11 protein-coding genes are annotated in these 19,003 nt (G+C 64.6%); 2 read left to right on the forward strand and 9 right to left on the reverse strand.

The window, feature by feature from the left end; genetic code table 11:
• Positions 1-760 precede the first annotated feature (760 nt).
• On the forward strand, positions 761-1,510 hold the full coding sequence (locus EMO90_RS09435) for an SIR2 family NAD-dependent protein deacylase (protein WP_150354172.1): 750 nt from the start codon (positions 761-763) through the stop codon (positions 1,508-1,510).
• 104 nt (positions 1,511-1,614) lie between these two features.
• On the opposite strand, the gene ilvA is transcribed toward EMO90_RS09435, so the two are convergent.
• The 5 genes from ilvA to EMO90_RS09460 form a co-directional block, all read right to left on the reverse strand.
• A complete protein-coding gene (gene ilvA / locus EMO90_RS09440; protein WP_150354173.1) occupies positions 1,615-2,880 on the reverse strand; it encodes a threonine ammonia-lyase in 1,266 nt (421 codons plus the stop codon).
• 99 nt (positions 2,881-2,979) lie between these two features.
• Positions 2,980-4,851: an alpha-glucosidase gene (locus EMO90_RS09445; protein WP_150354174.1), complete on the reverse strand. Its 1,872-nt coding sequence runs from the start codon at positions 4,849-4,851 to the stop codon at positions 2,980-2,982.
• A 453-nt stretch (positions 4,852-5,304) separates the two neighbouring features.
• Positions 5,305-6,198: a carbohydrate ABC transporter permease gene (locus EMO90_RS09450; RefSeq protein ID WP_150354175.1), complete on the reverse strand. Its 894-nt coding sequence runs from the start codon at positions 6,196-6,198 to the stop codon at positions 5,305-5,307.
• Between the two features lies 1 nt (position 6,199).
• Positions 6,200-7,087 (reverse strand): carbohydrate ABC transporter permease, encoded by an 888-nt coding sequence (locus EMO90_RS09455; protein WP_150354176.1) that lies wholly within the window; start codon positions 7,085-7,087, stop codon positions 6,200-6,202.
• Positions 7,088-7,130: 43 nt separating this feature from the next.
• On the reverse strand, positions 7,131-8,396 hold the full coding sequence (locus tag EMO90_RS09460) for an ABC transporter substrate-binding protein (RefSeq protein WP_150354177.1): 1,266 nt from the start codon (positions 8,394-8,396) through the stop codon (positions 7,131-7,133).
• A 177-nt stretch (positions 8,397-8,573) separates the two neighbouring features.
• Here EMO90_RS09460 and EMO90_RS09465 point away from each other — a divergent pair, with 177 nt between their 5' ends.
• Positions 8,574-9,800 carry an ROK family protein gene (locus tag EMO90_RS09465; protein ID WP_190972019.1) on the forward strand — a complete coding sequence of 409 codons (1,227 nt, stop codon included), beginning with the start codon at positions 8,574-8,576 and terminating at the stop codon, positions 9,798-9,800.
• Between the two features lie 683 nt (positions 9,801-10,483).
• Here the strand turns inward: EMO90_RS09465 and EMO90_RS09470 are convergent.
• From EMO90_RS09470 to EMO90_RS09485, 4 genes are all read right to left on the reverse strand, one after another.
• Positions 10,484-12,865, reverse strand: a complete 2,382-nt coding sequence (locus EMO90_RS09470; protein ID WP_150354179.1) for an alpha-galactosidase — start codon at positions 12,863-12,865, stop codon at positions 10,484-10,486.
• Between the two features lie 140 nt (positions 12,866-13,005).
• Positions 13,006-15,495 (reverse strand): alpha-galactosidase, encoded by a 2,490-nt coding sequence (locus tag EMO90_RS09475; protein WP_150354180.1) that lies wholly within the window; start codon positions 15,493-15,495, stop codon positions 13,006-13,008.
• A 212-nt stretch (positions 15,496-15,707) separates the two neighbouring features.
• Positions 15,708-16,160, reverse strand: coding sequence for a tRNA adenosine(34) deaminase TadA (tadA, locus tag EMO90_RS09480; RefSeq protein WP_150354231.1), 453 nt, complete (start codon positions 16,158-16,160; stop codon positions 15,708-15,710).
• A gap of 270 nt (positions 16,161-16,430) precedes the next feature.
• The gene (locus EMO90_RS09485) at positions 16,431-18,893 is read right to left on the reverse strand and encodes a glycogen/starch/alpha-glucan phosphorylase (RefSeq protein ID WP_150354181.1); all 2,463 of its coding nucleotides are present in this window, start codon (positions 18,891-18,893) and stop codon (positions 16,431-16,433) included.
• Positions 18,894-19,003 lie beyond the last annotated feature (110 nt).

Here is a 19,003-nt window from a genome sequence, read left to right on the forward strand (position 1 = left end):
AGGGGGAATCGGCCGCGCCGGGCGGCAACAGATGAAACAATACACCACCCAAGCCCAACACGCAAAAACGGCATGCGCAAGCGGGGCGCGAAACGTTGGAACCACAACGATCCCACGGCGTGTCGCACACCAGACAAACCGGCCGCCAAACCGGGCCGAACCCGACCCGGCCAACCCGGCCGCCCGCGGGCGACACCCGCGTCCTATCGCCAACGCTACACCACGCCAAGCCAGCCACGCCCGCGGCCGGGACAACCGTCAGACACACGACACCCAAAATTCACCCAAACAAACGGATCCGGCACCAGACAACCCGGCACCGGCCCCAACACCACCGGCGCAACGAGCCGGCGCGATACACCAATGCACAAGGTCTAAGGATCCTTCGACTCCGCCCTCCGGGCTCCGCTCAGGATGACGGAGGGGGAAAGCGCGACACCCGCCCAGAACGACCGGGAGGAACCCCGCCACCGCCACGTCACGCTCCACGGCCGGCCGCACGCCACGTCACGCCCCACGGCCGGCCACGACACGACGGGCGCCAGAACGGACATTCCCCAGCCCCAAAATGACCACCTCGACACCCAGCGACCCGGTAGTCGCCCCGGCACAGCACACCCCATCAGCCCCACCCCGCAAGCCACCCCGCCAGCACGAACATGACGAACAGACGAACAAACGCGGAACAGGTTGCGGACACCATCGAAAATCCGCCGTCCCGTAGCATCGCCGGCACATGAATCGCGTATACCTTGTAGGTATGACGAAGAAAATCGCAGTACTGACCGGCGCAGGCATCTCCACCTCGGCCGGCATCCCCGACTTCCGCGGTCCGGACGGCGTCTGGACCAAGCATCCTGACCAGATGAGCGTGTACGACATCGACGCCTTCCTGACGGACAAGGAGGCGCGCGAATACTCGTGGCGCTGGCAGAAGGAATCGCCGGTGTGGAACGCCCAACCCGGCGCGGCCCACAAGGCGTTGGCGCGGCTTGAAAAGGCCGGCATGCTCACGCTGCTCGCCACGCAGAACTTCGACGCCTTGCACGAGAAGGCCGGCAACAGCAGCGACGTGATCGTGAACCTGCACGGCACGATCGGTACCTCGCACTGCATGAGCTGCCACGCGAAGTACAACACCGCAGACATCATGGCGCGACTGGACGAGGAGCCGGATCCGCATTGCCATCGCCGCCTCAAGTTCAGGGGAGACATGCCCTGCAACGGGCTGATCAAGACCGACGTGGTCTACTTCGGTGAAATGCTGCCGGATGGTGCCATGGAGAAGTCGATGGCCCGCATCGCCGAGGCGGACGAGTTCTGGGTGATCGGATCGACCCTTGAAGTGTTCCCCGCGGCGAGCCTGGTCCCGGTGGCCGCGCAGGACGGCGTGCCGATCACGATCATGAACATGGGCCGCACGCAATACGATCGTCTGGCCACGAAGCTGATCCACGACGACATCGCCACGGCGCTGCCGGCGCTGGTGGACGCCACGATCGCCGGCTGAACGGGACACAAGGGCGACCATGCAAAGCGCCCATACGAACGGAGGGCTCGCCGTTTCCGAAACGGTGAGCCCTCTGAATATATGCGCTTCTCAGCGGATGCGCATCAGTAGATGCGCTTGGGCTGGAACCCGGCCTCGCGCAACGCCGCAAGGATGCGGTCGATGTGGTCGGGGCCGTTAGTCTCCACGGTGACGCCCAGGGAGACCGCGTTGGTGTAGTGGCTGGAGGCCTTGAACTGATCGTGGTCCAGCTGGATCACATTGGCGCGTTCCTTGGCGAGCAGCGTGGCGACCTTGACGAGCTGGCCGGGGGTGTCCGGCAGCTCGACCTCGAAGTTCATGATGCGCCCGCGGGCGATCATGCCCTTCTGGATCACCGCGCCCATGGTCACGGTGTCGATGTTGCCGCCGGACATGATCGGCACGACCACGTGCGGACCGGGGGCGGCGGCGAACTTGCGCGAGCGCAGGTTGAGGTGCTCCAAAGCGGCCAGAGACACCGCGCCGGCGGCCTCCACGACGAGCTTGTGCTTCTCCAGCATGAGCAGGATCATCTCGTTGATGTCGCGTTCGGTGACAGTGACCAGATCGTCCAGGAACTCGTTGAGCAGCGCGTACGGCAGATCGCCGGGGTGCTTGACGGCCACGCCCTCGGCGGACGTGGACACATGCTCGGCCTCGGTGACACGGCCGGCGGCGAAGGAGTTCTTCCATGCGGGGGAGCCCTCCGGAATCGCGCCGATCACGCGCACCTCCGGCTTGAAGGTCTTGATGGCGAGCGCCACGCCGGCGCCCAGACCGCCGCCGCCCAGGGGCACCACCACGTCGGTGACGTTCGGCACGTCCTCAAGGATCTCCAGGCCAATGGTGCCCTGGCCGCAGATGACCTCGTAGTCATCGAACGGGGGCACGAAGATCATGCCCTCCTCCTCGCTGAGCTTCTGGGCGTACGCGGCGGCCTCGTCGAACACGTCGCCGTGCAGCACCACGTCAGCGCCATATGCCTTGGTGGCATCGACCTTGAGCGGGGGCGTGATCTGCGGCATGCAGATGGTGGCCTTGGCGCCGCGCTCACGGGCCGCGTAGGCCACGCCCTGCGCATGGTTGCCGGCGGACGCGGTGACGATGCCGCGGGCCAGCTCCTCATCGGACAGCGAGGCGATTTTGTTGTAGGCGCCGCGGATCTTGAACGAACCGGTGACCTGCAGGTTCTCCGGCTTGAGGAGGATCTCGTGGCCGGTCATCTCGGACAGGGCCGGGGAGGGGATGATGGCCGTATGGCGGGCCGTGCCCTTGAGTCGTTGCGCCGCGAGCTTCAGTTCGGCGGCATGATCGCGCTGCAATGCTTTGAGAACGTCTTTCTGCTCCATGCGGGCCATTCTAAACGGCCGTCTGTCCGAAGGATGGCCGCGTGTCCACACCGGTGCAGGCGCCCGAAAGGAATGGCCCTGAAATGGCCCGGGATCGCCCTACAGCCGCATCACGAATCCCTGCCAAGGGGCCAGACGGCCGGTGACGATCGCAGTGACGGCTTCGGAGTCGGGCCCGGTGGCGATGAGGATGCGATCGGCGGTGACGCCATCGGCGATCGCATCGTCGGCCGGCAGCAGCGCGAGGGCGTCGGCGGGCAGATCGGCGGACTCCCCGGACAGGTTGACCACCGTGAGCAGCCGCTCGGCGTCCCAAACGCGATGGCCGCCAGTGCTGCGGCCGTCCAGCGATCGGGTGAAGGCGTAGACCCGCGGATCGTCAGGGGCGATCAGCGTCCAATCGCCGCCCGCGACCGTGGGATTCTCATGCCGCAGGGCGATCAGCCGCTTGTAGAAGGCGTACACGGAATCGGAATCGTCCACTTCGGCGGCGGCGTTGATCGTGGCATGGTTCGGGTTGACGGCGATCCACGGCTCAACCGGCGCGTCCGGGGCGGTGAAGCCGGCGTAGCGCGAATCGTCCCATTGCATGGGGGTGCGGGCATTGTCGCGGCCGCGGGCGGCGATGCCGGCCATCATCGATTCGGGGGTCTGCACCTTGGCCTCCTCGACGCGCTGGCGGTAGGCGTTGAGCGACTCCAAGTCGCGATACTGGCCGAGCGACGTGAAGTGCGCGTTGGTCATACCCAGCTCCTCGCCCTGATAGATGTACGGGGTGCCGCGATGCATGTGCAGCGCGAGTCCCCACGCCTTGGCGGAGGCAATGCGGGAGACCTCGGTGGAGTCGTCGCCCCAGCGCGAGACGACGCGCGGCTGATCGTGGTTGCCGGTGAACAGCGCGGTCCAGCCGCGATCGGCCACGGCCCCCTCGTAGCTGGCGAAAATGCGCTTGAGACCGGGCAGATCAAGCGGCAGCGGCTTCCATTTGACGCCGTCGCAGTCGAAATCCACATGCTCGAACAGGAAGAGCATGTCCAGTTCGCCGTTGGCCGGGTCGGTGATGTGCTCGTTGCGCTCGGGGCTGATGCCGGGCGCCTCGCCCACGGTGAGGAACCCGTTGCGGCCGTCGAACACCTCGCGGCGCATTTCGGCCAGGAACTCGTCCTGGCGCGGCCCGTCGGCACAGAACGGGTTGGGGCTGGAATAGCCCTCCTCGCCCACGGGCAGATCGGGGATCTGCGAGCCCGATTCGCCCGGCAGACGGCCGCTCGCGTCGGTCTGCTTGGAGATCAGGGTGATCACGTCCATGCGGAAGCCGTCCACGCCGCGATCGAGCCACCAGTTCATCATGTCGTAGACCGCGCGGCGCACATCGGGGTTCTCCCAGTTGAGATCGGGCTGCTTCCTGGAGAACTGGTGGAGGAAGTACTCGCCGCGGGTCTCGTCGTACTGCCACGCGGATCCGCCGAAGTAGGAGCCCCAATCGTTCGGCTCTGCGCCGGGAGTGCCGGGTTCGTGGCCGGGGCGGGCGGGACGCCACCAGTACCAGTCGGCGTGGAGATCGTTCTTGTCACGTGAGGCCTGGAACCACGCATGTTCGTCGGACGTGTGGTTGACCACCAGATCCATCACGATTTTGATGCCGCGGCGATGGGCCTGGGCGATGAGCTCGTCCATGTCCGCAAGGGTGCCGAAGAGGGGGTCGATGTCCTGATAGTCGGAGATGTCGTAGCCGTTGTCGTCCTGCGGGGACTTGTAGACGGGGGAGAGCCACAGGACGTCCACGCCAAGGTCCGCAAGATAGTCCAGTCGGGATGTGATGCCCTTCAGGTCGCCGAATCCGTCGCCGTTGGTGTCCTGGAAGGATCGGGGGTAGATCTGGTAGACGACCGCATTGGCCCACCAGGGGTTGGGGGTCGCACCGTTGGTTCGGACGGTGCCGGGCAGTGCGATGCGCTGTGGGGTGGTCATGGCTGTGAACTCCTTTGGTCTGGTCACTGTGCATCCGATGACGGGCGCGATGCGAGACTATCGTATCGAACCGGTTTGATATTGGCGGGGCAGGGCGGGGCGGGCGCTTTCGTGTCCGAAGTCGCACCCAATTTGGGGAATGGATGCGACTTCGGACACGCACCGGCCCTCCCGTGTCTCAAACCGCCACCGAATCCGGAATTGGTAGCGAATTGAGACGCAGAACTATCTCGCCGTGTCTCAAACCGCCACCCAATCCGGGAACGGATGCGGATTGAGACGCAGGCCCGCGCTCCTGCGTCCGAAATAACCACCAAATCCGGAATTGGTGGCAGTTTGAGACGCAGGGGGCAGTTCGTCATGTCTTCGTCATGTCTTCGCCATGTCTTCGCCATGTCTCGAACCGCCGCCAATTCCGCCAATTTCAGCAAGTAACGGAGTGCTGCGCCCGCGTCACTTGACCGCTCCCCGCATCACACCGCCGATCACCCACTTCTGGGCAAAGACGTAGACCACCAGAATCGGGGCCATGGCCATCAGATAACTGGAGAATGCCATCGGGTAATTCGCGGCGAACTGGGAACTGAACACATACTGGGCAAGAGGAATGGTCTGATTCGTCTGGTCGGTGAGCACAATCAGCGGCAGTAGGAAGTCGTTCCACGCCCACAGCGCGGTCAGGATGGCAATCGTCGCATTGATGGGGCTCATGAGCGGAAAGATGATCTGCCAGAAGATGCGCCACGTGCCGGCGCCGTCGATGCGCGCGGCCTCCTCGAGAGCCACCGGAATCGATCGGATGAAACCGGTCGCAATGAACAGGTTCGTGCCCAGACCAAGGATCATGTACAGCACGATCAGACCGATCTGGTTGTCCAGATGCCACGACCCCATCTGCTTGGCAATCGGCAGCATGATCACCGGGAACGGGACGAACATGGCCGCGATGAAGAAGTAATACAGGAAGCGGAAGAATCGTTTGTCCATGTTGCGGGCCACCGCGTATGCCACGAACGTGTTGGTCAGCAGCGTGAGCACCACGGCCGCCACGGTGATAAGCGCCGAGTTGAGTGCGGCGAGCGGATAGTTCACCTTGGCGGAGGCGTCCGCGAAGTTGTGCCATTGCCAGGCCGTGGGCAGTGAGAATGTGCCGGCCTCGGCCGGGGTTTTGAGCGCGGTGACGATCGTGAAATACAGCGGGACGAGAACCGTCAGACTCAGCACGGCCACGGCGGCGGTAAGCCACCAGTTGATGGCGTGGTCGCGGCGGAATCGGACCGGCCGGCCGGATGAGGCCTGTGCGCCGGACGCGGACGTGGTTGCGGAAACGTTGGCTGCAGTGGACATGTCAGATCTTCTCCTTGCTGCCGAAGAACTTGAGCTGGATAAAGGCGATGATCGCCAGAACAATGAAGAACACCACGGAATTGGCCGTCTGATAGGCGTATTCGCCACCGGTCAGGCCACCTTTGTAGATGAGATAGGTGACGGTCTGCGTGGCCGAGTTCGGGCCACCGCCGGTCAATGCGACCACCTGATCGAAGGTGCCGAGCGCGTTCTTCATGCTCAGCACGAGGTTGATGGTGAAGAATGGGCCGATGAGCGGGAACGTGATCTTCCAGAACTTCTGCCATGCATTCACGCCGTCAATGGCCGCGGCCTCGTAGATCTCGTTGTCGATGGTCTGCAAACCTGCCAGATAGATGAGCACCGAGTAGGCGATGCCCTGCCACACTGCCAGGAAGACGATCGGGATCCACGCGAGCTTCTCGTTGGTGATCATGGACGTGGACAGCCAGTCGATGCCAAGCCTCCTGCCAAGCGCCGGCAGCGGGTTCATGAAGATGTACTTGAACACGTAGCCGATCACCAGCACGGACAGGGTGTAGGGGATGAAGAAGATCGCGCGGAAACCGTTTTTGAACGCGATCCTGCCGTTCAAGGCCACCGCGAGGAACATGGCGATCACGTTGATGAGCACGGTGATGATGATCGCGATGAAGAACGTGAACCCGTAGGCGCGCCAGACGCGATCGTCGCCGAACAGGGCGATGTAGTTGCGCAAACCGACCCACTTGTAATCGCCATAGCCCTGCGAGTTGGTGAACGAATACATTACGCCCTGCAGGAACGGTACATAGAGGAACACCGCGAACAGGATCGCCGCGGGGACGGCCATCCAGTAATAGGCGCGATCCACCTTGCGATTGGAGAATGCGGATTGAGACGATGACATGGAACCTTTCCTTCCTTGGAATGCTGTTATTCGGCGGGCCGGATCATTCGATGGTCCGGGCTTGGACCTTGTCCCATTCGGACTGCACCTGATCGAAGAACCGGTCGGTGTCGCCGCTGGTCACCATGGTCTGCACATAGTCGCCGATGCTGATGGATGCGGGGATGTAGTGGTCGCAGAAGTCAGCCAGGCGATTGGAATCGAAGAACGGCTTCACGCCGGCAAGCGCCACATTGCCGAAATGGGCGTCCTTAAGTGGCGTGATCGCGGATTGGGCATCGGCATAGGCGTTGAGCTGCTTCTCCTGCATAAGGAATTCAATCAGCTTACGGGCTTCGACGGGATGCTTGGTGTTGGCGCCCATGGTGAGCATCACATCGTTGCCCGCGGTGAGGATCTGGGCGCTTTCATCATCGCTGGCGGGCATCTGCGCGAAACCGAGTTCGATGTTCGGGTTTACCAGCAGGATCTGAGGAATCGCGTAAGTGCCGAGCGGGATGATCGCGGCCTTGCCGTTGGCGAAGTTCTGCGTGCCCTGCTGGTAGGTGACGCCGGTGTCCGCGGTGGAGTAGCTGAACAATTCGGCTTCCTTGGCGGCCACATCGCCCCAGATTTCACGGAAGGTGGTGGTTCCGGCCTTGAGATCGGCATACTTGGATTCGGGAACCAGCGTGCCCGCCAGGGAGGCGAGTGGGGCCTGCGTGGTCCAGGAGTCCGCCACGGTTCCCTGCACGGGATTGATGCCGGCGTCGCGGAATTTGGCGAGCATGGCGATGAATTCGCTCCATGTGGCGGGCGGATTGTCCGGATCGGCGCCGGCCTGACGCCACAAAGCCTTGTTGTAGATGTAGCCTGACGCATTGCCGGCGAAGGGCAGACCGTACAGCCGCTTTTTCGCCGGGTCACTGGTCTGCACCAGATTCTTGGCGATGTCCACCAGCCCGGGATTGAGGGTGTTTACGATCGGATCATCGGTGAAGTCATGGAAGACGCCCGAGGCCGCGAACATGCCGAAGCTGATGTCCCCGTTGAAGGTGATCACGTCCGGCACGCGGTTCTTCACGAAGCGTGTGCGCAGGTCGGTCTGCGCATTGGCGGAGTTGTTGATGACCACCCTGATGTTGGGGTTTTGCGCTTCGAACTGCTCGATCAGCGATTTGAACTCGTCGGCGGCTTCGGCCTTGTACTGGAAGAAGTCGAGCGTCACGACGCCGCTCGCCCCCGTCGCGCCGCAACCGGCCGCCGTGATCGACATTGCGATCGCGCCAACCGCTGCGGCGATACCGCGTATGATGTTGCGCATTCTCATATCCGTACCCCTTTGTGCCTTTCCTTTCGTTGTCCCACAGCTTCCTCACCGTGGTGACTCACAGCATATGGACGGCGCTTTTTCATTCCCACCTCGGGCGAGTCCACGCGCCGCCGCAAGTAAGTCGTCCTAATTTTCATGCATAATGAAAGTAATTCGGCGCGGAAGGGGATTGGCATGACCTACGAGACGTTGCCCCATTGGTTCTCCGGCTCTCCGCTCACCCACACGGTGGCACGGGACATCATGCAGTACGGACCGATCGCGCGGACCGCCATCGCGCAAATGCACGGACTGTCGCAGGGGACGGTGTCGCGCATCACGTCGGATCTCATGCATTGGGGCGTGATCCGGGAGACCGGGGCCGCTACGGGAACCGGCGAGGCAACGGCCGGAGACGGCAGGCTGCCATACGGATTCGAGCCGAAGCAGCGCACGGGGGAGCGCGGACGACCCCAGACCGCGCTGGAGATCGTGTCGGACGGGCATGTGTTCGCAGGCGTGAAATTGCATGATCGCATGGCCACCGGCATACTCACGGATGCGCGATGCCGTCAGCTTGGCGACGCGATCACCGTGCCGTGCGACGATTCGCACGCCGATGCGGTGGCGGAGGCGATCGGCGGCTTGGTGGAGGCGCTGCGATCGTCGGCCCGCGCACAGGGATTGCCCGATCCCCAGGCTATGGGCGTGGCGATCGGCGGATATGTGACGGAAGCCGGCAATCCCGTCGAAGCCCCGTTCCTGCACTGGCACGCGGAGGTTGATCTGGCGGCGATGCTGGACGATCGCTGCGGGGTGCCGACGGGCGTGTTCAACGACATCGATTCGCTGCTGCTGCATGAACTGTGGTTCGGCGAGGCAATCGGCCTGCCGCGCTGCGCGATGGTGACGATCGGCGCCGGCGTGGGCTACGGCCTGGCCGAGGACGGAAGGATTGTGGGCGCGCAGGACCGCACATACGGACTGGCCGGGCATCTGCTGGTCGATCCCGATGGGCCGGCATGCTTCGCCGGTCTGAACCATCGCGGCTGCGCACAGTGCCTGATCAATGATTCATTGGCGGACGAATATTCAAAAGCGATTGGATCTTCATCAAGCTACGACGATTATGCTGCGGCCGCCCGCCGCGGCGTGCCGCAGGCGCGACAGCTGCTCATGCGCGAGGCATATCGACTTGGCGTGCTGATCGGCTTGGCCGCGAACCTGACCATGCCGGTGAAGGTGCTGGTGGCCGGCGAGGGAGCGCCTCTGGCTGCGGTGGAGATGGAGTCGATCCGCCGCGGCGTGCGCGAATTCCGTCCCAGCCAGGCGCCCGATGTGCGGTTCGCGATGCTGCCCGGCGGTTGGGAACGATGGGCCGCCGGAGCCGCCACCCAGATCATCGCGCGATTTGTGGGGTAGGGCCGCGTCCAAGCCCGCCGCACAACCCGCGTCACAACCCACGTCACATGTGTAGTAGAAACGGACGGAAATAGGCCCAAAATCATCCGTTTCTACTACACGCAGACTGCGAGGGCTCTGCGCGGGCTCCCCGGAATCCCGATCTGCCCAGTTTGCAACCATTCCGCGCCGCAAACTGGGCAAAACAAGACGCGCGTTCCATAAACTGGGCAGATCCGGCCATCTGGAGGCCGATTTGGGGCTTCAGAAGACCAGATATGCCCAGTTTGCGAAATCAGGAGCCAGATCTGCCCAGTCTAGACTGGACCAGCGTCCTGATCTGCCTGATCTGCCCAGTTTCTGGAGCAAACTGGGCAATTTGGAACTGTAACTGGGAACACGAAGCCAACAAACTGGGCAAATCGGGACGAATCATTCGCGAACTGGGCAGATCTGGTCATCTGGGCCCTTAAATCGGCCTCCAGATGTTCCGATCTGCCCAGTTTGCGAAATCAGCGACCAGATCTGCCCAGTCTGCAGCCCTCCACGTCACAAAGTCGGCGGAGCAGTCAGCTCAGCGAAAGTCAGCCCAACAGCCCGCGAAGCTCGGCGGAGGAGCCGGCTGACGCGCGCGGAGGCCGCCGTCTGAGGCCGAAGGCGTGCCGGGGCACGTCGAGCGCCGAAGAAAGGCGGCATACGCGCCGTCAGCCGGCGACGACAGCGACGACCTTGAAGAGGACGGCCTGCGCCGGCTGCAGCGACGGCGGCCGCAAGCCATACCGCGCAAGCGCCTCGCCGGTCATGAGCACGCCATCGACAGTCCACCAGCCGAGCGCGCTCTGGCCGTTGGCGATGCCGGCGGGGTTGGCGGGGTCGAGCAGATCGAGGCACGGGTCGAGCGGGGAGACGCGGTAGACGCGGGTCGGATCGAGGCCGGGAAGGCGGACAGGGGCGGCCGGATAGGTCTGGCCGGTGGTCAGTTGCGTGAAGCGGTAGATGGCGGCGTCGCGCGAGGGCATGACCATGCCGTCGAGGCGAACGGCAGGGTCGGTGCCATCGCCGTGCACAGCGGTGTCGATGGCGAACCAGTCGCGGTGCTTCTTGAATTCGGCGACCCAGACGGCGAGCTCATCCAATGCGTCGGACGGCTCCTTGAGCAGGTTCCATTCGATGCCCATGTGACCGAAGAACGCCATGGCCATGCGCAGTTCCTGGCTGGTGGCGCGATGGGTGGAGTGCGCGGGGGAGGCACCCACATGCTCGCCGATCATGGCGGGCGGCACGAGCAGCGAGGTGTAGCGCTGGATGTCGGCGCGCTCCACAGGGTCGACGCAATCGGACGCCCAAATGCGGCTGGCGTATTCGAGGATGCCCAGATCCACGCGACCGCCGCCGGAGGAGCAGCTTTCGATCTCCAACCCCGGATGGTTGCGGATCAGGTCGCGGAAGATGCGGTACACGGCCAGAGTCTGCGCGTGCACGGCCGGACGCCCGGAGAGAGGCGACACCGCTTCGGTCACGAGCTTGTTGTGGTCCCACTTGATGTAGTCGATGCCCAGCTCGCCCACCAAAGCGTCCATGCAGCCGAAGATGTAGGCGAAGGCGTTCGGATTGGTCAGATCGAGCACCTGCTGGCTGCGGCCCTGCATGGGCAGACGGCCGGGCGCGGGCGCAAGGATCCAATCGGGATGCGCGCGGGCGGTGTCCGAATCGGGATTGATCATCTCCGGCTCGAACCACAGGCCGAACTCCATGCCCAAGCCATGCACGTAATCGGCGAGCGCCTTGAGGGATTCGGGGCCATCGGGCCACACGTCCTGCGAGATCCGCCAATCGCCCAGTCCGGAGGTGTCGTCGCGGCGGGAGCCGAACCAGCCGTCATCCACCACGAACCGCTCCACGCCGGATGCGGCGGCCTTGTCCGCGAGGGCCTTGAGCGTGGCGAAGTTGTGGTTGAAGTAGACGGCCTCCCAGGTGTTGAGGATGACCGGGCGGCCGTGCGAGAACAGGCGCGGGTGGCGGGAGCGCACGTACTCGTGGAAGCGGCGGGCGATGACGTTGAGGCCGTCGCCGAAGGAGCCGTACACCCATGGGGTTTCGTACCATTTGGACGTTTCGGATGCGCCGGACAGCGTGATTTCGCCGCCGGACAGCACTTCGCCGCCGCCGATCACGCCGGTGGTGTAGGGCAGCCGTTCGGCGGACAGCACGGAGTTGCCGCTCCACGCCACATGGACCGCATATGCCTCGCCGTGCGTGAAGTCGAAACCGGGCACGCCGGCGGTGAGGAGGAGGCTGGCATCGAAATCGGGACGGCCGGCGAGCTGGGGCTTGGCGAATCGGCCGACGGTAAGCGGCTGGCGCTGCGGGGAGCGCTCGCGCAGATGATGACCGGTGGTGGTGAGGAGTTCGGTGGCGGTGGCGGGCACGGGGAAACCGAGTTCGATTTTGGCCACCTCAAGGGGCTCATGATCGGCGCCGAACAGGTTGCGGACTGCGGCGCGCTGGCGCACCAGGCCACCGGGGACGATCTGCGCATGCCAATCGAGACCGATGCCCAGTGTGGCATCCTCGGCGTGCACGATCACGCCGGGCACGGAGGAAGGCCCGGTGGTGCGCGTGCGGCCGGTCACATCGGCCACGTCCTCGGGACCGGCGGCGGGATCAAAGTCCACGGTCGGGTCGATCGTCCCGGCGGCCCAGAACAAGCCATCGGAACCGGACGTCTCCTCAGAACCGGACAGTTCGATGCCGGTCACCGCGAATTTGGGGTACAGCTCGGTATGCCCGCGACGCAGCACGATGCGCGGCTCGCCGATCCAGCTTTCCGCCTGCGTGGGCAGGATGGACGGCCACGGGGTGAAGTCGAGCGCACCGGACACGCGCTGCGGGCGGATAGCGTCGACCGCGTCAACCAATGTTTCCGGAGCGGCGAGCGGATGGCCCCAGTGGACGATGCGGGGCAGATCGTCGCCCACGAATGCGAGGCCGAGCGCCGCATCGTCCTGCGGGCTGGCAAGATAGACGGCGGTGACGGGCGTGTCATCGTGCGCGGCACCGTTGTAGCGGGTTGCGATATTGGCCATACGGACTCCTTCGTCGATTGTGCTCACTGTGCAGATCATGATTGTTCCGATGATCCCAATCGTACGATTCACCCCAATTACTTGTCCGATCCGGGCGCGTTTTGTGCGCACGGCAACAAAATCAACAACCGCCCTCGATCTCACACCCGAACCGCGCCGAACAGCACGGCCTGCGCGGGATTGAGCGACGGCGGGCGCAGTCCATACGCCTCCAGAGCCCGCCCATCCACGTCGAGACCGGCATCGCTCCACCAGCCGAGCGGGGTGCGGCCGGCGCCCGCATCGAACACGCGCAGATCGGGGCTGACCGGCAGGGGCGCCACATGGTAGACCGCATCCGGATCGAGCCCGGGCAGATGGATCGGCCCCACGGGCCAATCGGCGGACGTGGTGAGCTGGATGAAGCGGTAGACGGCCTTTGACCGATCGGCGCTCACCATGCCATCGACGCGGATGGATGGGTCCGCACAATCGGCGTGCACGGCGGTCGCGGTGGCGAACCAATCGCGATGCTCCTTGAACGCGGCGACCCAGCGGGCGAGCTCACGCAGATCGGCCTCCGGCTCCTTCGTCAGATCCCATTCGATGCCCATGTGCCCGAAGAACGACATGGCCAGCCGCATGGACAGTGGGGTCGTGCGCCTATTGGTTTCGGCGGGGGAGACGCCCACATGCTCGCCGATCATCTGCGGCGGGACCAGCAGGGACGTGTACCGCTGGATGTCCGCGCGCTCCACCGGATCGACGCAATCGGACGCCCAGATGCGGCTCGCGCGTTCGAGAATGCCCAGATCCACACGGGCGCCGCCGGACGCGCAGCTTTCGATCTCCAGCCCCGGATGCCGATCGCGCAGGGTGTCGAAGATGCGGTAGACGGCCAGCGTCTCGCCATGCACGGCCGGGCGCCCGGAAAGGCGCGACACCGCCTCGGTGACCAGCTTGTTGTGGTCCCACTTGATGTAGTCCACGCCCAGCTCACCCACCAGACCATCCATTGCGCCAAGTACGTAGTCGAAGGCGCCCGGATTGGTCAGATCGAGCACCTGCTGGCTGCGGCCCTGCACGGGCAGCCGGTTCGGCGTGGGGGCCAGAATCCAATCGGGATGCGCGCGGGCGGTGTCCGAATCGGGATTGATCATCTCCGGCTCGAACCACAGGCCAAATTCCATGCCCAGCCCATGTACGTAGTCGGCGAGCGCCTTGAGAGACTTGGGACCATCGGGCCACACGTCCTGCGCAATCCACCAGTCGCCCAGCCCGGAGCGCGAATCACGGCGGGAGCCGAACCAGCCGTCGTCCACCACGAACCGCTCCACGCCCACGGATTTCGCCTTGTCCGCGAGGGCTTTGAGGGTATCGTAATCGTGCCGGAAATAGACGGCCTCCCAGGTGTTGAGGATGACCGGGCGCGGCTTGGGCTCGGCCGGCAGCCCGTGAGCCTTGCGCCACAGGGCATGGCGGGCGCGCAAGAAGCTGTGGAAGTGCTGGGCCACCTCGTTGAGGCCGTCGCCATAGGAACCCACGACCCATGGGGTTTCGTACCATTTGGGCGTTCCAAGCGTGCCAGAACCGCCAGCCGCACCGGGTCCGCCAGCCGCGCCAGACTCGTCAGCCATACCGGGTCCACCGGATACATCGGACGCAGCGGGCAGCGTCACTTCGCCGCCGAACAGGAGTTCCGCGCCGGACAGCAGGCCCTGCGCGTAGGCGATGCGTTCGGCGGACAGCAGGGAGTTGCCGCTCCACGCGGTGTGCACGGCGTATACGTCCCCGCGCTCGAAGCCGAAGCCGGGCGTGCCGGCGGCGATGATCAGGCTGGCGTCGAAATCAGGACGGCCGACCATGCTCACGCGCTCCAGCCGGCCCTGCTGGAACGGCTGGCGTTGCGGGGAGCGCTCGCGCAGATGATGGCCGGTGGTAGTGAACAGTTCGCTGGCCGTGGCGGGCACGGGGAAGGCCAGTTCGATCTTGCCGATCGATAGGGGAGCGGGGGATTCCGGGCCATCCTGAGCAGCCGGGCCCTCTGAAGCAGCTGGGCCATCAGGTGCAACGGGACTATCGGGCGCGGCGTTGCGGATCGCGGCCTTCTGCCGGAACAGCCCGGACGGATCAAGCTCGCCGGTCCAGACGATCGTCACGCCCTGTTCGGCATCCCCCGCGGTCACGGTCACACGATCGGCGCCCGTCGCGGGATCCGTGGCGACGATCACACCGGTGCCGCCTTCGTCATAAACCCCGCTGGCACAGGAATCCCCACCCGCACCGAAGCCCACGCCAGAGCCCACGCCAGAGCCCACGCCAGGCAAGACCGATAGCTTCAAAAACAGTTCGACGTCGTTCCGCCGCACCACCAAACGGCTCGCGCCGGTCCACGCCTCGGCCTGCGTGGGCAGGACGGATGGCCACGGGGTGAAGTCGAGCGCCCCGTCCACCTGCTGCGGGTTGAGCGCATCGTACAGGCCCAGCACGGTTTCGGGACGGTTCAGCGGCCGTCCCCAATGCGCGATGCGGGGCATGCCGTCGCCGGGGAGAACAAGCGCGACGGCCACGTTGGCCGTCCGCTGCTCCAGGTAGATCGCCGTGATCGGCGTGCCGTTGCGGGCCGTGCCGTGGTATTGCGTTGCCGTCATTGTGCCGCTCCTTGAAGTCCTATGCCGCGACGCAACCCATCGGCATCGCCGCCGCAAGCACTGTAGGGCGGGCGGATTGCACGCGCGTAAAGCGCGCGGCAGGTCAGTCCGTCAGACCCCGCCAGCCGGTCGATCAGCCCCGGCGTTTAACCCTGCCGTTCAGCCCCGGCGGTCACTCCAACCGCTCAGCCCCCGCCGATCAGCTCTGCCACTCAGCCCCGGCGCGCGGCGAAGAAGTTGGCCAGCAATCGGGCGCAATCGGCCTCCAGCACACCGCCGTACACCTCCGGCGCGTGGCCGATGTGCGGGTCGCGCGGGATGTCCCAGACCGACCCGCACGCGCCGAGTTTGGCGTCCCACGCGCCGAAGACGATCCGCCCCGCATGGGTCTGCAGGCAGGCGCCGGCGCACATCGGACACGGTTCCAACGTGACCACGAGCGTGCAATCGGCCAGATTCCAATCGCCCAGGCTGCGGGCCGCCTCGCGCATGGCGATGATCTCCGCATGGGCCAGCGGATCGCCGTCCTGCTCACGCGTGTTGAAGCCACGGCCGACCACCCTGCCGGCCGCATCCAATACGATCGCCCCCACCGGCACATCGCCGGACTGCGCGGCGCGTGCGGCCAGTTCAAGGGCCGATCGCATGGCTTCCTCATTGCTCATCATGATTGCCACGCTACCAAATGCCGCCGCGGAACAGCAAAGCAACAAAGCAACAAAGCAACAACAAAGCGGAACGTTCGGTCGATTTTTGGCCCCAAAATCGGGCTGAAAATCGACCAAACGTTCCGCTTTATACTCAGTCAAACTCGGTCAGTCGTGCGCACTCATGCGCACTGAGCGAGCGAGATTACGTGTGCGTCGCCAAGGCGCGGGAGGCGAAGGCGTACGAAGGTACGTCGAGCCTCCCGCAACGCAGGCGACGCTCCGTAATCACGCGAGCTTGCCGAGGGAGCCGGTGTGCCAGATGTTGTCCAGGTAGTCCTGGATGGCACGATCGGAGCTGAAGTAACCGGTGCGGGCCACGTTGAGCAGGGCCTTGCGGTTCCACTCGAGCGGCTGGCGGTACAGAGCCTCGATGTCGGCCTGGATGTCGCAGTAGGCGGTGAAGTCGGCCAAGGTCATGAACCAGTCCTTGGTCAGCCAGTCGGCGACCAGCGGCGCGTAGGTGTTGCGATCGCCCTCGGAGAAGGTGCCGCCGGCCACGAGGTCGATGGCGGCCTTCAGGCGCGGGTCGCGCTCGTAGTACACGGCCGGGTGGTAGCCCTGCGCGTAGAGGGCCTCGACCTCGTCGACGGTCATGCCGAAGAGGAAGAAGTTCTCCGCGCCAACACGCTCGCGGATCTCGACGTTGGCGCCGTCCAGGGTACCGACGGTGAGCGCGCCGTTGAGGGCGAACTTCATGTTGCCGGTGCCGGAGGCCTCCTTGCCGGCCTGAGAGATCTGCTCGTCAAGCTCGGTGGCCGGGATGAGGTGCTGGGCCAGACGCACGTTGTAGTTCCACGGGAAGTAGACGTGCAGCTTGCCCTTGATGTCCGGGTCGTTGTTGACGACGCGGGCCACGTTGTTGATCAGCTGGATGGTCAGCTTGGCCAGGTAGTAACCCGGGGCGGACTTGGCGCCGAAGATGACCGTGCGCGGCAGGACGTCGTCCACGGAGACCTTGCCGGACTTGATGTCCGCGTACTTGGCGATCAGGGCGAGGATCTTCAGGCTCTGGCGCTTGTACTCGTGCAGACGCTTGATCATGGAGTTGAACATGGTGTTCGGGTCCAGATCGAAGTCGAACTCGCGCTTGGCGTAGGCGGCGAAGTCCTCCTTGTTGGCCTGCTTGACGGCGGCGAACTTCTTGACGAACTCGTCGTCCTGGGCCAGCGGCTCGAGGCCCTTGAGCAGGTCGAGGTCGCTCAGCCACTTGTCCGTGCCCAGGCCCTCGGTGATGAGGTTGGACAGGCGCGGGTTGGCGAGACGGATGAAGCGACGCGGGGTGACGCCGTTGGTCACGTTGGAGAACTTGCCCGGGTACAGATCGGAGAAGTCGCGCAGGGTGACGTCCTTGAGCAGCTGGGAGTGCAGCTCGGCCACACCGTTGACGTGGGAACCGCCGGCGGTGGCCAGGTAGGCCATGCGGACCTTCGGGTTCTCCTCGTTGGTGACGATGCGCATGCGCTCGATCTTTTCCTTGTCGCGAGTCTTGGTCTTGAGCTCGTTGAGGAAGTGCTCGTTGATCTCCTTGATGATCTCAAGGTGACGCGGCAGCAGCTCGCCGATCAGGTTGGCCGGCCAGACCTCCAGCGCCTCCGGCAGCAGGGTGTGGCAGGTGTAGTTGAAGGTCTTGGTGGTGATGTCCCAGGCAGTCTCCCAGTCGTAGCCGTACTCGTCGATCAGGACGCGCATGAGCTCCGGGATGCCGATCACCGGGTGGGTGTCGTTGAGCTGGAAGGTGATCTTCTCCGGCAGGGTGGTCAGGTCCGGCTTGTCCTGGCCGGGGTAGAACACGCGGATGACGTCCTTGATGGACGCGGCCACGAAGAAGTACTGCTGCTCCAGACGCAGGCGCTTGCCCTGCGGGGTGGAGTCCTCCGGGTACAGGATCTTGGAGATGTTCTCCGCCTCGACCTTGGGCTTGACGGCGTCAAGGTACTCGGACTTGTTGAAGGTGAGCAGGTCGAACTCGTCGTAGGAGCGGGCGGACCACAGGCGCAGGGTGTTCACGCGGCCGGACTCGTAGCCGGGGACCATGTAGTCCACCGGGACGGCGCGCACGGACCAGGCCGGCTTCCAGATCTTCTTGCCATCCTTCTCCACGACGTCGCCGCCGAAGGAGACCTTCTGGGAGCGGTTGTAGTCGGTGTGGCCCCACGGCTCCTCGTTGGCCAGCCAGTATTCCGGCTTCTCGATCTGACGGCCCTGCTCGTCGAACTCCTGACGGAAGATGCCGTAGCGGTACTGGATGCCGTAGCCGAACGCCGGAACGCCCAGGGAGGCGAGGGAGTCGACGTAGCAGGCGGCCAGACGGCCGAGGCCGCCGTTGCCCAGGGCCGGCTCGTACTCGGAGTCGACGACGGCCTGCGGGTCGAAGCCCAGGCCCTCGACGGCCTCGTCGAACTGGTCCAGCATGCCGGCGTTGAGCAGCGCGTTGCGCAGCTGCTTGCCGATCAGGAACTCGGCGGACAGGTAGCCGACGGCCTTGGTGTGGCCGTTGACCATGTCCTGCTGGGTCTTGAACCAGGCGTCCTGCAGGTAGTGACGGACGACAAGGGAGGAAGCTACGTAGACGTCGGCGGGGGTGGCCTGCTCGGGGGTCACGCCCTGACCGTACTTGAGCTGTTCGCGAATGCCCTCGGTGAACTCGGCAGTCGTGACAGGCGACTTGGGTGCAGTGATTTCAGTCATAAATGACTCGCTTTCGTTGCATTGTGTTCCAAGATTAATTATGCCCTCGGTGAGGTATCGGCATGCAAACGCCCGAATGAACACTGCGTTACGTTACGCATACGTTTTCA

This window comes from Bifidobacterium vespertilionis (assembly GCF_008698145.1).
GTDB lineage: Bacteria > Actinomycetota > Actinomycetes > Actinomycetales > Bifidobacteriaceae > Bifidobacterium > Bifidobacterium vespertilionis.

Excerpts from the sequence above, each read along its gene's own strand:
- EMO90_RS09445 (WP_150354174.1), bottom strand. The coding sequence starts at position 4,851 with ATGACCACCCCACAGCGCATCGCACTGCCCGGCACCGTCCGAACCAAC.
- EMO90_RS09460 (WP_150354177.1), bottom strand. The coding sequence starts at position 8,396 with ATGAGAATGCGCAACATCATACGCGGTATCGCCGCAGCGGTTGGCGCG.
- EMO90_RS09455 (WP_150354176.1), bottom strand. The coding sequence starts at position 7,087 with ATGTCATCGTCTCAATCCGCATTCTCCAATCGCAAGGTGGATCGCGCC.
- EMO90_RS09450 (WP_150354175.1), bottom strand. The coding sequence starts at position 6,198 with ATGTCCACTGCAGCCAACGTTTCCGCAACCACGTCCGCGTCCGGCGCA.
- ilvA (WP_150354173.1), bottom strand. The coding sequence starts at position 2,880 with ATGGAGCAGAAAGACGTTCTCAAAGCATTGCAGCGCGATCATGCCGCC.
- EMO90_RS09475 (WP_150354180.1), bottom strand. The coding sequence starts at position 15,495 with ATGACGGCAACGCAATACCACGGCACGGCCCGCAACGGCACGCCGATC.
- EMO90_RS09465 (WP_190972019.1), top strand. The coding sequence starts at position 8,574 with ATGACCTACGAGACGTTGCCCCATTGGTTCTCCGGCTCTCCGCTCACC.
- EMO90_RS09470 (WP_150354179.1), bottom strand. The coding sequence starts at position 12,865 with ATGGCCAATATCGCAACCCGCTACAACGGTGCCGCGCACGATGACACG.
- tadA (WP_150354231.1), bottom strand. The coding sequence starts at position 16,160 with ATGAGCAATGAGGAAGCCATGCGATCGGCCCTTGAACTGGCCGCACGC.
- EMO90_RS09485 (WP_150354181.1), bottom strand. The coding sequence starts at position 18,893 with ATGACTGAAATCACTGCACCCAAGTCGCCTGTCACGACTGCCGAGTTC.
- EMO90_RS09435 (WP_150354172.1), top strand. The coding sequence starts at position 761 with ATGACGAAGAAAATCGCAGTACTGACCGGCGCAGGCATCTCCACCTCG.